The sequence below is a fragment of the Streptomyces sp. NPDC046712 genome (assembly GCF_040645695.1).
Taxonomy (GTDB): Bacteria; Actinomycetota; Actinomycetes; order Streptomycetales; family Streptomycetaceae; genus Streptomyces.
In genome coordinates this window covers 15386-29780 of record NZ_JBEYYW010000017.1, presented here as the reverse complement: position 1 = coordinate 29780, position 14395 = coordinate 15386, and the positions used below count along the sequence as shown (strand labels likewise).

Genomic DNA, 14395 nt, shown 5'->3' with positions numbered 1-14395 from the left:
AAATGCGTATCGCTGTCACGGGATCCATCGCGACCGACCATCTGATGACCTTCCCCGGCTGGTTCAGCGAGCAGCTGCTCGCCGACCGGCTGGACCGGGTCTCCCTGTCGTTCCTCGCCGACAACCTGGAGGTCAGGCGCGGCGGAGTGGCAGCGAACATCGCCTTCGGGCTCGGCGTCCTCGGACTGCGCCCGGTCCTCGTGGGCGCGGTCGGCGCCGACTTCGAGCCGTACCGGATCTGGCTCAAGGACCACGGTGTGGACACCGACTCGGTGCGGGTCAGCGAGTCCCTCCACACCGCCCGGTTCGTCTGTACCACCGACCGGGCGCAGAACCAGATCGCCACCTTCTACGCCGGAGCGATGGCCGAGGCCCGCGAGATCGATCTGCGGGAGGTCGTCGCCCGGGCCGGGCGTCTGGAACTGGTCCTGGTCTCCCCGGACGATCCCGAGGCCATGCTCCGGCACACCCGCACCTGCCGCGAGCTCGGGATTCCGTTCGCCGCCGACCCGTCGCAGCAGCTGGCGCGGCTCGGCAGGGACGAGGTGCGGGAGCTGGTGGACGGCGCGCGCTGGCTGTTCACCAACGAGTACGAGACGGCCCTCCTCGGGGAGAGGTCGGGCTGGTCGGAGGCGGAGATCCTGCGCCGCGTCGGCGCCTGGGTCACCACCCACGGCGAGGCCGGCGTCCGTATCCGCGGCGAGGGCCGGGACAGCCTGGCCGTGCCGGCCGTGCGGGTGCCCGGGGTCGTCGACCCGACCGGCGTCGGCGACGCCTTCCGCGCCGGGTTCCTCGCCGGTACGGCGTGGGGCGTGCCGGAGCGGTGCGCGGCGCAGCTGGGCTGCGCGGTCGCCGCGACCGTCCTCGACTACGTGGGCACGCAGGAGTACCGGCTACACCGGGAGCCGCTCCTGGACCGGATCAGGACGACGTACGGCGTCGGCTGCACGGCCGAACTGCTCACCCATCTCAGGGGGCTGTCATGAGGCGCTCGGTACGGGGCTCGCTGCGCGACGAGTTCGCCACCCGGGTCGTCGTGGCCGACGGGGCGATGGGCACCATGCTGCAGGCCGCCGACCCGACGATGGACGACTTCCAGAACCTGGAGGGCTGCAACGAGATCCTGAACCTGACGCGGCCGGACGTCGTCGCCTCCGTCCACGACGCCTACTTCTCCGTCGGCGTGGACTGCGTCGAGACCAACACCTTCGGCGCCAATCTGGCGGCGCTGGGGGAGTACGGCATCGAGAACCGGGTGTACGAGCTGTCCGAGGCCGGCGCCCGGATCGCCCGCAACACCGCCGACGCCCACACGGCCCGCGACGGCCGGCCTCGCTGGGTCCTCGGCTCCATGGGCCCCGGCACCAAGCTGCCCACCCTCGGCCACATCACGTACGAGCCGCTGCGGGAGGCGTACCAGCAGAACGCCGAGGGGCTGCTCAGGGGCGGCGCCGACGCCCTGCTGATCGAGACCTCGCAGGACCTGCTGCAGACGAAGGCGGCCGTCGTCGGCGCCCGCCGCGCCCTGGAGTGGTGCGGGCTGGACCTGCCGCTGATCGTGCAGGTGACGGTGGAGACGACGGGGACGATGCTGCTCGGCTCGGAGATCGGGGCGGCGCTCACCGCCCTGGAGCCGCTCGGCATCGACGTGATCGGCCTGAACTGCGCCACCGGCCCCGCGGAGATGGCCGAGCACCTGCGGTACCTGTCGCGGCACGCCGGGATCCCGGTGTCGGTGATGCCCAACGCCGGTCTTCCGGTGCTCACATCGGACGGCGCCCACTATCCGCTGTCGCCGACCGAACTGGCCGACGCCCAGGAGCGTTTCGTACGGGAGTACGGCCCCGCGCTCGTCGGCGGCTGCTGCGGTACGACCCCGGAGCATCTGCGCGAGATCGTGGAACGGGTCCGGGGCGCGGCCGTGCCCGCCCGTACCCCGGTCGCGGAACCGGGCGCCTCTTCCCTCTACAGCCATGTGCCCTTCCGGCAGGACACGTCCTATCTGGCGATCGGTGAGCGGACGAACGCCAACGGCTCGAAGAAGTTCCGTGAGGCCATGCTGGACGGCCGCTGGGACGACTGCGTCGAGATGGCCCGCGACCAGATCCGCGAGGGCGCGCACATGCTCGACCTGTGCGTGGACTACGTCGGCCGGGACGGGGTCGCCGACATGGCGGAGCTGGCCGGCCGGTTCGCGACCGCCTCCACACTCCCGATCGTGCTCGACTCCACGGAGCCGGCGGTGCTGCGCGCCGGCCTGGAGAAGCTGGGCGGGCGCGCGGTTCTCAACTCGGTCAACTACGAGGACGGCGACGGACCCGAGTCCCGGTTCGCGCAGGTCACGGCCCTTGCGAAGGAGCACGGGGCCGCGCTGATGGCCCTGACGATCGACGAGGAGGGCCAGGCCCGGACGGTGGAGGCGAAGGTCGCCGTCGCCGAGCGGATCATCACCGATCTGACCGGGAAGTGGGGCATCAGGGAGTCGGACATCCTGATCGACTGCCTGGCGTTCACGATCTGCACCGGGCAGGAGGAATCCCGGCGCGACGGCATCCACACCATCGAGGCGATCAGGGAGCTCAAGCGCCGGCACCCTGACGTCCAGACGACGCTGGGCCTGTCCAACATCTCCTTCGGCCTCAACCCGGCCGCCCGGATCGTGCTGAACTCCGTCTTCCTCGACGAGTGCGTGAAGGCGGGGCTCGACTCGGCGATCGTGCACGCGTCGAAGATCCTGCCGATCGCCCGTCTGGAGCCGGAGCAGGTCGAGGTGGCGCTCGACCTCATCCACGACCGGAGGCGGGAGGGGTACGACCCGCTGCAGCGACTCCTCGAGCTCTTCGAGGGCGCGACGGCCAAGTCCCTGAAGGCCGGGAAGGCCGAGGAACTGCTCGCGCTGCCCCTGGAGGAGCGGCTGAAGCGGCGGATCGTCGACGGCGAGAAGAACGGCCTGGAGGCGGACCTGGACGCCGCCCTGGCGGTGCGCCCCGCCCTGGAGATCGTCAACGACGTCCTGCTGGACGGCATGAAGACGGTCGGTGAGCTGTTCGGCTCCGGGCAGATGCAGCTTCCGTTCGTGCTCCAGTCCGCCGAGGTCATGAAGACGGCCGTGGCGTATCTGGAGCCGTACATGGAGAAGGTCGAGGGCGCCGAGGGCAAGGGCACGATCGTGCTCGCGACCGTCCGGGGCGATGTCCACGACATCGGCAAGAACCTCGTCGACATCATCCTGTCCAACAACGGCTACAACGTCGTCAACATCGGCATCAAACAGCCGGTGTCGGCCATTCTGGAGGCCGCCGAGGAACACCGCGCCGACGTCATCGGCATGTCGGGGCTGCTCGTGAAATCCACGGTGATCATGAAGGAGAACCTGGAGGAGCTGAACGGCCGGGGGCTCGCCGAGCAGTTCCCCGTGATCCTGGGCGGTGCCGCGCTGACCAGGGCGTACGTCGAGCAGGACCTGCACGAGCTGTACGGCGGCGAAGTGCGCTACGCACGGGACGCCTTCGAGGGCCTGCGGCTGATGGACGCCCTGATGGCGGTCAAGCGGGGCGTGCCCGGGGCCGTACTCCCGGAGCTGAAGCAGCGCCGCGTCCCCAAGCGGGACGTCCCGGTGCTCGAGGTGCGGGAGCCCGAGCCGGCCGGCCGCTCGGGCGTGGCCACCGACAACCCCGTACCAGAGCCGCCCTTCCTCGGTACCCGGGTCGTCAAGGGCATCCAGCTCGCCGAGTACGCCTCCTGGCTCGACGAGGGCGCCCTGTTCAAGGGCCAGTGGGGGCTCAAGGACGCCGGGACGATCGAGTCGGAGGGCCGGCCGCGGCTGCGCGGCTGGCTGGACCGGCTGCAGACCGACCGGCTCCTCGAAGCGGCCGTGGTGCACGGCTACTTCCCCTGTGTGGCCAAGGGCGACGACCTGATCGTCCTGGACGAGGACGGAGGCGAGCGGACCCGCTTCACCTTCCCCCGCCAACAGCGGGGCCGCCGCCTCTGCCTGGCAGACTTCTACCGCGCCGAGGACTCCGGGGAGGTCGACGTCCTCGCCCTCCAGGTGGTGACGGTCGGCTCGCGGATCGGCGAGGAGACGGCGAAGCTCTTCGCCGCCGACGCCTACCGCGACTATCTCGAACTGCACGGTCTGTCCGTGCAGTTGGCCGAGGCGCTGGCCGAGTACTGGCACGCGCGGGTGCGCGCGGAGTGGGGCATCGCGGGTGCCTCGGAGCCGGCGGGCATCGAGGGGATGCTGCGCACCGAGTACCAGGGCTGCCGGTACTCGCTCGGCTACCCGGCCTGCCCCGACCTGGAGGACCGCGCGAAGATCGCCGAGCTGCTGCGGCCGGAGCGGATCGGGGTCGAGCTGTCGGAGGAGTACCAGCTGCACCCCGAGCAGTCGACGGACGCGATCGTCGTGCACCACCCGGAGGCGAGCTACTTCAACGCGGGAGGCCGGCGATGAACGGTCAGACCTTCTCGTTCGAGTTCTTCCCGCCGAAGAGCGAGCGCGGGGAGACGGTGCTGTGGGACGCGATCCGGAGGGTGGAGGCGCTCGCGCCGGACTTCGTCTCCGTGACGTACGGCGCGGGCGGTTCGTCCCGCGACCGGACCATCGACGTCACGAAGCGGATCGTCACCGAGACCACCCTGCGGCCCGTCGCCCATCTGACGGCCGTCGGGCACTCCGTGGCCGAGCTGCGGGCCATCATCGGCGCGTACGCGGACGCCGGCATCCGCGACGTACTGGTCCTGCGCGGAGACCCCCCGGGCGATCCGCGCGGGCCCTGGACCCCGCACCCACAGGGCTTCACCTACGCCTACGAACTGGTCGAGCTCGTCCGCTCGTTGGGCGACTTCCGGATCGGCGTGGCCGCTTTCCCGGAGGGCCATCCGCGGTCGGTGTCGCCCGGGAGCGATCTCGCGCACTTCGTCGCCAAGTGCAGGGCGGGCGCGGACTACGCGATCACGCAGATGTTCTTCGACCCGGAGGACTATCTGCGGCTGCGGGACCGGGTGGCCGCGGCCGGCTGCACGACCCCGATCATCCCGGAGATCATGCCGGCCACGGACGTCCGCCAGATCCGCCGGTTCGCCGAGCTGAGCGACGCCGCCTTCCCCGAGGACCTGGCCCACCGCCTGGAGGCCGCGCGCGACGACCCGGCGACCGCGTACCGGATCGGCGTCGAGCACGCGACGGCGACGGGACTGCGGCTGCTGGAGGAGGGCGCGCCGGGCCTGCACTACATCACGCTCAACAAATCCACGGCGGCCCTGGAAATTCACCGATCGATTCAGAGCGCGAGGAGCGTTGCACATGTCTGACTACAAGGTGGCCGACATCTCGCTGGCGGAGTTCGGCCGCAAGGAGATCACGCTGGCCGAGCACGAGATGCCCGGCCTGATGGCGATCCGCAGGGAGTACGCCGAGCAGCAGCCGCTGGCCGGCGCCCGCATCACCGGTTCCCTGCACATGACCGTGCAGACCGCCGTCCTGATCGAGACGCTCGTCGCGCTCGGCGCGCAGGTGCGGTGGGTGTCGTGCAACATCTACTCGACCCAGGACCACGCGGCCGCCGCGATCGCCGCCGCCGGGATCCCGGTCTTCGCCTGGAAGGGCGAGACCTTGGAGGAGTACTGGTGGTGCACGGAGCAGGCGCTGACCTGGCCCGACGCCCCTGGCCCCAACATGATTCTGGACGACGGCGGTGACGCGACGCTCCTCGTCCACAAGGGTGTGGAGTACCAGAAGGCGGGTTCCGTGCCGGACCCTTCGACGGCGGACAACGACGAACTCCGCGTCGTTCTGGAGCTGTTGCAGCGCACCACGATCGACTGGGCGGCGCTGGCGTCCGAGATCCGCGGTGTGACCGAGGAGACCACGACCGGTGTCCATCGCCTGTACGAGATGCACCGCGAGGGTGCGCTGCTGTTCCCGGCGATCAACGTGAACGACGCCGTGACGAAGTCGAAGTTCGACAACAAGTACGGCTGCCGGCACTCGCTCGTCGACGGCATCAACCGGGCGACGGACGTCCTGATCGGCGGCAAGGTCGCGGTCGTCTGCGGTTACGGCGATGTCGGCAAGGGCTCCGCGGAGTCGCTGCGCGGCCAGGGCGCGCGGGTGATCGTCACGGAGATCGACCCGATCTGCGCGCTGCAGGCGGCGATGGACGGCTACCAGGTCGCGACCCTGGACGACGTGGTCGAGACGGCCGACATCTTCATCACGACCACCGGCAACAAGGACATCATCATGGCGTCGGACATCGCCAGGATGAAGCACCAGGCCATCGTGGGGAACATCGGCCACTTCGACAACGAGATCGACATGGCGGGGCTCGCCCGGATCCCGGGGATCGTGAAGGACGAGGTCAAGCCGCAGGTCCACACCTGGACCTTCCCGGACGGCAAGGTCGTCATCGTGCTGTCGGAGGGCCGGCTGCTGAACCTGGGCAACGCGACCGGACACCCGTCCTTCGTGATGTCGAACTCCTTCGCGGACCAGACCCTGGCCCAGATCGAGCTCTTCACCAAGCCGGAGCAGTACCCGACGGATGTGTACGTCCTGCCGAAGCACCTGGACGAGAAGGTCGCGCGGCTGCACCTCGACGCGCTCGGCGTGAAGCTGACCGAGCTGCGCCCGGAGCAGGCGTCGTACATCGGGGTCCCGGTCGAGGGCCCGTACAAGCCGGACCACTACCGCTACTGATGTGTACCGCCGACGTACGCGATCCCTGGCTTCCGGACCGGCTGCTGCGGACGGAACGGGACGCGCTGATGCCCCTGCTGCGGCGCACCCCCGAGGCGTCGTTCGACCTGCGCACCGCCTGCCCGGGCTGGACGGCCCGGCAGGTGCTCGCGCACTGCGCGGCGGCCCTCGTCAGGATCGTCGAGGGCCGGCTGGAGGAGGGCGTGTTCCTGCCGGAGGCCAACGCGGCCGACGTCGCCGAGCGGGAGTCCTGGCCGCTCGGACGGATCCTCGACGAGCTGGAGCGCGGCTTCACGGAGGCCGGCCCGGTGATCGCGGAGACGGACGACGGCAAGCTGGACGCGGTGGCGCTGGGGGAGTGGGTGCACGCCGGAGACGTACGGGAGGCGTTCGGCGAACCCGGCGCCTACTGCGGAGCCGGCCTGGAGTTCGCTCTCCCGCTCCTGTCGGTCACGAGCCGCCGGCGGGAGACCCCGGCGCTCGTCGGCGTCCTGCCGGACCGCCCCGCGACCGTCTCCCTCGGCAACGAGATCGCCGGCCGCCCACCTGCCCGCTTCCACGGCGCCGCGGCCACCCTGATCCGCATCTATGCGGGCCGTCCCCTGGTCCGCACGCGCTACGAACTGACGGGCGCGACGGAGCAGGAACTCCTCATCTACCGCTAGGGCCGGACAGGCCCTGGGGCCGCCGCCGGTGGGCGGGCGCGGGGCGGTAGCCCTTTCGGGTGTGCTGCCGTGCGGGGTGCGGGGGGTGCTGCTCGACTGGGGAGTGCCCTCCACCCCCCACGCAGAATGGGAGCACCAGCATGGCGGTCATCGTCGTCGTCGAACTGCCGGGCGTCACGAAGGAGCAGTACGAGGAGAACCACAGCAAGATCCACGCCGCACCGTGGTGGCCGGTCGACGGCTTCGTCTCCCACGCGGGGGCGCCGGCGGACAACGGCTGGCTCGTGGTGGATGTCTGGGAGTCGGCAGAGGCGTTCCAGGGGTTCATGGAGAAGGCGGGGCCCACCTTCCAGGAGGTCGGCATGCCCCAGGTCCAGCCGAAGATCTACGAGGCGGTGCACGTGGACATCGGCAGCTAGGGCCACGTGGCCATCGGCGGCCGGCGGAGCCGGGCCCCGGCGGGAAAACCCGTTGCCGGGCGAGAGGCCAGCGCGCCACGCTTCGGCGCATGACTTCCCATCCCGTGGCCTCTTCGGCCTCCGTGGCTTCCGTGGCGGACCTCTTCTCCGCCGACGGCCGACTGAAGGCGATCCCGCGCAGGGCCCCGCGCCGTGCACAGCTCCTCGCCCACCTGGCAGAGACGCTCTTCGAGCCGGCCCGCTCCTACAGCGAGCGTGAAGTCAACGAGGCGCTCCTGACCGTCCACGACGACTTCCCGGCCCTGCGCCGCTACCTCGTCACCGGCGGCGAGCTCTCGCGTACGAAGGACGGCGCCAGCTACCGCCGACAGCAGCAGCCCGGCTCCCCCGGAGGCGCGATCCCGTCCGTCGCGTGACCGCCGCGGTGGTGGCCGGCCTGCTCGCCGGCTACGGCATCGCGATCCCGGTCGGCGCGGTCGGCGCCTACCTGGTGGCCGTCACGGCGCGCACGAGCTGGCGTACGGGAGCGGGCGCGGCCCTGGGCGTCGCCGCGGCCGACGGGATCTACGCCCTGATCGCGGTCCTGGGCGGCTCGGCGCTCGTGCCGCTCCTCACCCCGGTCATGACCCCGCTGCGCTGGGTCTCGGCGGTGGTCCTGGTGGGCCTGGCGGCCCGCTCGGCATGGACGGCGGTACGGGCCTACCGGGCCCGGAGCGTCGCGACCCGCGACGACCGCGACAGTCCCCTCACCCCGCTGCGGGCCTTCCTCACGTTCCTGGGCATCACGATCCTCAACCCCATGACCGTGATCTACTTCGTGGCCCTGATCCTGGCGACGGGCCCCTCGGGTCCGACCACCCCGCTGGACCGTACGGCCTTCGTGCTGGCCGCCCTGGTCGCCTCCGCCAGCTGGCAGCTCTTCCTCGCCTCGGGCGGCGCCCTGCTCGGCCGGGGGCTGACGGGGCCCCGGGGGCGGCTGGCGACGGCGCTGGTGTCGAGCGCGCTGATCGGAGGGCTGGCGATCCACCTCGTGAGCTGATCGAATCCCTGGAAGGACCGGCTAGGTCGGCCGGAGTCGGAGCATGGAGATCTCCGGCCGTACCTTGGCGATGGCGGCGAAGTCGTCGTCCACGTGGATCAGTGTGAGGCGGTGCTGCTCCGCGGTCAGCGCGATGAGGATGTCCATCGGTGACGGCCCCCGGTGGTGCCCGATCCTCACCAACTCCCGCTGAACCCCGATGATCCTCGGCCAGGGGTCTTCGAGTGCGGGCACCCAGCCGAAGGTCTGGCTCAGCATGGTGAAGAACGGCTCGTGGTCTCGATCGGCGCGCAGGCCAGGCATCAGCTCGGCCTCCACCGGAGGACAGATGGCCACTTGCCCGCGCGCCACGCGTCCAGGCCACGGTTCGCCGATCTGGCGTCGAAGGAGCCGCCAGACCGCTGAGGTGTCGGCAAGGTAGTTCACAGCCCTGACCGTTCCCGCTCTTCCAGAACGTCGAAGTCGAGGAAGTCTCCGGCGTTGTCCTGGAGCCAGCGGAGCGCCCGCGCGCGATCGTCGGCGCTGATCGCCGCCGCTATCGTCAGCGCGCGGTTGATGGTGTCGCGCTTCGTCTTGGTGCCGAGCTGCTGCTGGGCGAAGGCCAGCATGTCGTCGTCGATGTCGACCAGCGTCTTGGACATGGGACCTCCGCATGCAGATGTATATACGTTTCCGGTCAGTATATATCGCTGGGTCGAGGCTACGGGTCGATCACATCTCTCGGCGGCCGGCCATGAAACGGGCCGTCAACCGCACGATGGACGGATGGAGGAACACATGCGTCGGATCGTCGGTTCGGGGTCGCCGCTGGAGCCGCAGATCGGTTTCTCTCGCGCGGTGAGGGTGGGTCAGCACGTCTCCGTCGCGGGGACCGCCCCCATCGGGGACGACGGCTCCACCGTCGGACCCGGCGACGTCTACGCCCAGACGGTGCGCTGTCTGGACATCGCCGAGCAGGCGCTGCGGGAGGCGGGCGCCTCGGTCGAGGACGTGGTGCGGACGCGCATCATGCTGACCGACGTCACCACGTGGAAGGAAGCGGCGCGGGCCCACGGCGAACGGTTCGCCGCCATCCGGCCGGTCACCACGTTCGTCGAGGTCTCCCGCTTCATCGAGCCCGACTGGCTCGTCGAAGTGGAGATCGACGCGGTGATCGCTCGGCCAGCAGCGCCGCCGTCGTGAGCGCGGCGAGCGCTCCCGCCGCCATGACGCCCCGGTGGGAGCGCCAGGACATGACGGACCACCGCGACTGGGCGGACAGCAGTGAGCCGGCGCTGAGCCAGGACCCCACGGACACCACGGACGCGGCGGACCCGACCGACCCGACGGACAGCACGGACCCGACGGACCCGATGGACAGCACCGACCCCACGGACCCGATGGAGAGGACGGAGTCCCGCGACCAGAGGGAGAGCTTGGACATGGTCCCGATCGTAGGGGTCACGGGGCCGGGAGGCCCTGAACGAAGCGGCGGGCGGAGGCTACGAGCGACCCGGCTCCGGTGGTGAGAGGCGGGCCATACGGGACCTGATGCCGCCGTCCGTGTTCCGTTGGTCGGCCGACATCCGGCGGACCGCGTTCGGGAGGCGTTCGCCGAGGTGGCCGCCCTGGTCGACGTGGACGCCCTTGCCGATGCCGGGGCGGGCTGGGCCGGCCGACGCCAGGTGCATGGTGTCGGACGCACCGCCACCGCCGATCGCCCGGCCCGTGTCCGACGGTGCGGCCTGCTGCCCCACCTGCGTCAGGTCCACGCCGTACTGCTCGCCGAGCCCCTGGGCCCCCAGGCCGATCACGAGGTCGTCGGCCAGTGTGTCCAGGGCCGCCACCGCCGGGTCCTTCAGCACCCGTACGCAGCTGTGCGATCGCCCCCGCCGCGTCGTTCAGCCCGATGGCCAGGGCGCGCGCCGCCCCCGGGCCTGTCCGGCGGATCAGGGTCGGACAGGCCCTAGTCGATGTGCACGATCTGGAACGCCTCCGCCATCCGGCCCGGCGGCAGGCCGCCCGCCGTCGCGTGCTCGCTCAGCCACTCCCGCAGCAGGCCGGCCAGGTCGTCGAAGTGGGCCGTCTGGGAGGTGTGGATGCGCAGGGCCTCGACCTTGCGGTCGAAGACGGTGGTGACGTCTACGTACTGATTGGGCGTCGGGCCCGTCATCAGCCACAGCTCGTGGACGATCCACGGTTCCAGACCCTCCTCCTTCAGGAGCGAGGCGTGGGCGAAGGGGTTGCGGGCCTCCGGGTAGATCGCGCGGAGGCAGGCGTCGCCGACCGCGCGGTGGTCGGGGTGGAGGTCGGCCACGCGGGCCCAGTTGATCTCGGGGGAGGGGATGATCGCCCGCTGCGGACGCACCTCGCGGATGACCCGGCACAGGTCGCGGCGGAGTTCCACGGTCGGCTCCACGAAGCTGTCGGGGTAGCCGAGGAAGCGGACATCCGCGACACCGCTGAGCTTGGCGGAGTGGACCTGCTCGGCGCGGCGCAGATCCGCCATCGCCTGGCGCGGGAGCTGTTCGTCGTAACCGCCGGCGCCGCCGTCCGTGACGATGCAGTACGTGACGCGGGTGCCGCGCTCGATCCACTGCATGACTGTGCCGCTGACGCAGAACTCGATGTCGTCCGGGTGTGCGGCCACGACGAGCAGGGACGCGGGGGCGGTGCGATCGGTGCGGTCGAAGTCCTCCATGGGGCCAGCCTGTTGGGGTGGCGGGGGCGTCGCAAGGCCAAGCCGTGGCGTGAACTGGACATGGCACTTACGCGCCATTCAAAAAGTTGGTAGATTCAAATCATTGGATGCGACGGGTGAATGACGTGCTTGGAGGGTGACCGGTATGTGCAGGATCCTCGGCTCCTTCGCCGCCGGGGCGGCGGCCCGCGCGGCCCGCCCCGATCCGGCCGAGCTCTCGGCGGTCTCGGCCCGCCAGCGCCACGGCGGCCCCGACGAGCACCACGTGCTCAGCGGGGCAGGCTGGTCGCTGGGGTGCGACCGGCTCGCCGTCACCGACCCCTGCGGCGGGCAGCAGCCCTACCGGCTGCCCCACCTGCCCGGCGTCCTCGCCGTCCTCAACGGCGAGATCTACAACCACGCGTCGCTGCGCCGCCATCTCGCCGCCCGCGGCCACCGCTTCCCCGACCGCTGCGACGGCACCGTCCTGCCCGCGCTGTACGCGGAGTACGGCCCCGCGTTCGCCGAGCACCTCGACGGCATGTTCGCCGTCGCGGTCCTCGACCTCAGGCCCGGCCGCACCCAACTCGTCCTCGCCGTCGACGACATGGGCATGAAGCCCGTCCACTGGCACCACGACCCCGCCGACGGCTCCACACGGTTCGCCTCCGAGATCCCCGCGCTCCTCGCGTTCGAGGGTGTACGGATCGCCCCGCGCGAGGACTCCCTCGACACCGTCCTCGCCACCCGTACGTCGTTCTCCGCCCGCACCGCGCTCGACGGCATCGAGGTGCTGCCGCCGGGCGCCACCGCCGTCGTACGGCCCGGCTGCCGGCCGGTCGTACGGCGCCGGGCCCCGCACCCGGCCGCGCCCGTGGGCGACACCCAGGACGTGCTGCGGCGCGAGGTGCGACGCCTCGCCCGGGCCGAGGTGCCCGTGTGCGCGATCACGAGCGGCGGTCTCGACTCCGGGCTCGTCACCGCGCTCGCCGCCGAGTACGCCCGCGAGAGCGACGCTCCGCCGCTGCACACCTTCCACCTCACCTACCGGGGCAAGTGGCCCGACTCCGAGGCCGCGTACGCCCGCTCGGTCGCCCGCCGCGCCCGGACCACGCACCACGAGGTGGCGCTCGACCCCGACGAGCTCGGCTCGCTGCTCACCCGCACGGTCCGCCACCTCGGCCAGCCCAACGCCGACCCCATCGCACTCTCCACGTACGCGCTGTTCCGGGCGGTACGGGACGCCGGCTTCACCGTGGCCCTGGCAGGCGACGGCGCGGACGAACTCTTCGGCGGGTACGAACGGATGCGCGCCGCGCTCGACGCGCCGGACGGCGCGGACTGGGCAGGGGCGTACGCGGACGCGCTGTCGGCGGCGCCACGGATGCTGCGCGAGCACCTGTACACGTCGTCCTACCGGGCGTACATCGCCGAGCAGGGCTCCGCGGCCGACCGGATCGAGCAGGAGCTGCGCTCGTCGGGGCCCGACAGGATGGCGGCCCTGACCGCGTTCGAGACGCGGTGGCGGCTGCCCGCGTACCACCTGCGGCGCGTGGACCATCTGTCGATGGCGTGGGCGGTCGAGGCGCGGATGCCGTTCTGCCAGCCGCGGGTGGTGGCGCACGCGCGCTCGCTGCCGTCGGCGGCGCTGCGGGGGAAGCGGGCGCTGTACGAGGCCGGCGGCGACCTGCTGCCGCCCTCGGTCCTCGCGCGGCCCAAGCAGCCCTTCACGCTGCCGATCGCGGCCATGCTGGCCCCGGGCGGCCCGCTGCTCGACACGGTCCGCGAACTCCTCTCCCCGGCCCGCCTCGTGCTCGGCGGCAAGGTCCGCGCCGACCGCGTCCAGAAGCTCCTCGCCCGCCAGATCGAACGGCCCTCCCAGCGGGACGCGCTGGCCCTGTGGGGCCTGGCGGTGCACGAGCTGTGGTCGGACGTGGTGCAGGGCATGAGGATCCCGGTGGGTTGTGCGGCGTGATCGCCACCGTGGTCCGGGCCGAGGACGCGCCCGGGCCGACCCTCGTCGTCGAGCTCGATCAACTGCCCGCCGGAGCACTGGCGGTGCGGGGTGAGTTGGGCCCCCTGCGCGAGGCCCTCGCCCGGACGCCGTACACCCGACTGAACAAGATCGCCCTGTACGGCGCCTCCGCCCGTTCCGACCACGACCTCGACCACCGCTTCGTCCAGGCCCTCCCCGACGGCGGCTTCGACTTCCGTACCGGCTGCGGGCACTCCCTGCTCGCCTGCGTCGTGGCCGCCGCCCGCCCCGGCCCCGTCACCGTCCGCGCCGTGACGACGGGCGACGTGGTGCGCTGCGCACCCGAACCCGGCGGCGCGTACACCCTCCGCTTCCAGCGGCCCCCCGACGCCTCCGGGACCCTCCCCACCGGCCACCCCGTCGATGTCCTCGACGGGGTGCCCGTCTCTCTCGTCCGGTACGGGAATCCGTACGTCTTCGTCGACGCCGCGCACCTCGGGATCCGTACCGCCGAAGGGCTGTTCCGGGCCGGGGACGGCACCCTCGGGCGGCTGCTCGCGTTGCGCGCCCACGCCGCCCGCGTGCTCGGGCACGCACCGCACTCCGCCCTGCCCAAGATCGCCGCGTTCACCGCCGGTCCGGGCGGCACCGCCGTCCGCGCCCTCACCGTCGGCGGCTGGCACCCCCGGCTCGCACTCACCGGAGCCGCCGCGCTCACCGTCGCGGCCACGCTCCCCGGGACCGTCGTACCGCCCCTCGACGGGCCCGTGCACACCCCCGGCGGGCCCGTCGTCGTCTCCGCCGACCACCACGGCGTCGCCGTCCACCACAAGCGCGCGACCGTGCTCGACCGGCTCCAACTGCCCTGGCGTATCCACGCAACGGCGTGAACGCGCACCCCTCTCACCACGCTCCGAAGCCGATTCCTCTGCCAC

Annotated in this window: 16 protein-coding genes; 11 read left to right on the top strand and 5 right to left on the bottom strand. The window is 71.7% G+C overall.

Features of this window, described 5'->3' with window-relative positions:
* Positions 1-2 precede the first annotated feature (2 nt).
* The 8 genes from ABZ939_RS22090 (at position 3) to ABZ939_RS22055 (ending at position 8826) form a co-directional block, all read left to right on the top strand.
* A complete protein-coding gene (locus ABZ939_RS22090; RefSeq protein ID WP_361857684.1) occupies positions 3-986 on the top strand; it encodes a carbohydrate kinase family protein in 984 nt (327 codons plus the stop codon).
* Positions 983-4456, top strand: a complete 3474-nt coding sequence (gene metH / locus ABZ939_RS22085; protein ID WP_361857681.1) for a methionine synthase — start codon at positions 983-985, stop codon at positions 4454-4456. Before ABZ939_RS22090 ends, metH begins: the two co-directional genes overlap by 4 nt.
* The gene (metF, locus tag ABZ939_RS22080; protein WP_361857678.1) at positions 4453-5316 is read left to right on the top strand and encodes a methylenetetrahydrofolate reductase [NAD(P)H]; all 864 of its coding nucleotides are present in this window, start codon (positions 4453-4455) and stop codon (positions 5314-5316) included. Before metH ends, metF begins: the two co-directional genes overlap by 4 nt.
* The gene (gene ahcY / locus ABZ939_RS22075; protein WP_361857676.1) at positions 5309-6703 is read left to right on the top strand and encodes an adenosylhomocysteinase; all 1395 of its coding nucleotides are present in this window, start codon (positions 5309-5311) and stop codon (positions 6701-6703) included. The genes metF and ahcY overlap by 8 nt, the downstream gene beginning before the upstream one ends.
* Positions 6703-7368 carry a maleylpyruvate isomerase family mycothiol-dependent enzyme gene (locus ABZ939_RS22070; RefSeq protein WP_361857673.1) on the top strand — a complete coding sequence of 222 codons (666 nt, stop codon included), beginning with the start codon at positions 6703-6705 and terminating at the stop codon, positions 7366-7368. The genes ahcY and ABZ939_RS22070 overlap by 1 nt, the downstream gene beginning before the upstream one ends.
* Positions 7369-7508: 140 nt before the next feature.
* Positions 7509-7787 (top strand): hypothetical protein, encoded by a 279-nt coding sequence (locus ABZ939_RS22065; protein ID WP_361857670.1) that lies wholly within the window; start codon positions 7509-7511, stop codon positions 7785-7787.
* Between the two features lie 89 nt (positions 7788-7876).
* Positions 7877-8203 (top strand): DUF2087 domain-containing protein, encoded by a 327-nt coding sequence (locus ABZ939_RS22060; RefSeq protein ID WP_361857667.1) that lies wholly within the window; start codon positions 7877-7879, stop codon positions 8201-8203.
* Positions 8200-8826 carry a LysE family transporter gene (locus ABZ939_RS22055; RefSeq protein ID WP_361857665.1) on the top strand — a complete coding sequence of 209 codons (627 nt, stop codon included), beginning with the start codon at positions 8200-8202 and terminating at the stop codon, positions 8824-8826. The genes ABZ939_RS22060 and ABZ939_RS22055 overlap by 4 nt, the downstream gene beginning before the upstream one ends.
* Positions 8827-8847: 21 nt before the next feature.
* Here ABZ939_RS22055 and ABZ939_RS22050 read toward each other — a convergent pair whose 3' ends face one another.
* Together ABZ939_RS22050 and ABZ939_RS22045 are read right to left on the bottom strand one after the other, a co-directional pair.
* Complete coding sequence (locus tag ABZ939_RS22050; protein ID WP_361857663.1) at positions 8848-9252, bottom strand: PIN domain nuclease; 405 nt, start codon at positions 9250-9252, stop codon at positions 8848-8850.
* Positions 9249-9467: a type II toxin-antitoxin system VapB family antitoxin gene (locus ABZ939_RS22045; protein WP_361857660.1), complete on the bottom strand. Its 219-nt coding sequence runs from the start codon at positions 9465-9467 to the stop codon at positions 9249-9251. The genes ABZ939_RS22050 and ABZ939_RS22045 overlap by 4 nt, the downstream gene beginning before the upstream one ends.
* Positions 9468-9603: 136 nt before the next feature.
* Here ABZ939_RS22045 and ABZ939_RS22040 point away from each other — a divergent pair, with 136 nt between their 5' ends.
* The gene (locus ABZ939_RS22040) at positions 9604-10008 is read left to right on the top strand and encodes a RidA family protein (RefSeq protein ID WP_361857657.1); all 405 of its coding nucleotides are present in this window, start codon (positions 9604-9606) and stop codon (positions 10006-10008) included.
* Here the strand turns inward: ABZ939_RS22040 and ABZ939_RS22035 are convergent.
* From ABZ939_RS22035 to ABZ939_RS22025, 3 genes are all read right to left on the bottom strand, one after another.
* A complete protein-coding gene (locus tag ABZ939_RS22035) occupies positions 9935-10249 on the bottom strand; it encodes a hypothetical protein (RefSeq protein WP_361857654.1) in 315 nt (104 codons plus the stop codon). The genes ABZ939_RS22040 and ABZ939_RS22035 overlap by 74 nt on opposite strands.
* Before the next feature lie 58 nt (positions 10250-10307).
* Entirely contained in the window at positions 10308-10670 is a 363-nt protein-coding gene (locus tag ABZ939_RS22030) for a hypothetical protein (protein ID WP_361857651.1), read from the bottom strand.
* A gap of 101 nt (positions 10671-10771) precedes the next feature.
* Positions 10772-11506 (bottom strand): PIG-L deacetylase family protein, encoded by a 735-nt coding sequence (locus tag ABZ939_RS22025; RefSeq protein WP_361857648.1) that lies wholly within the window; start codon positions 11504-11506, stop codon positions 10772-10774.
* Positions 11507-11651: 145 nt separating this feature from the next.
* Between ABZ939_RS22025 and asnB the strand changes: the two genes are divergently transcribed.
* Together asnB and ABZ939_RS22015 are read left to right on the top strand one after the other, a co-directional pair.
* Positions 11652-13460 carry an asparagine synthase (glutamine-hydrolyzing) gene (asnB, locus tag ABZ939_RS22020; protein WP_361857645.1) on the top strand — a complete coding sequence of 603 codons (1809 nt, stop codon included), beginning with the start codon at positions 11652-11654 and terminating at the stop codon, positions 13458-13460.
* Positions 13457-14350: a PrpF domain-containing protein gene (locus ABZ939_RS22015; RefSeq protein ID WP_361857642.1), complete on the top strand. Its 894-nt coding sequence runs from the start codon at positions 13457-13459 to the stop codon at positions 14348-14350. Before asnB ends, ABZ939_RS22015 begins: the two co-directional genes overlap by 4 nt.
* The last annotated feature ends 45 nt before the right edge of the window (positions 14351-14395 follow it).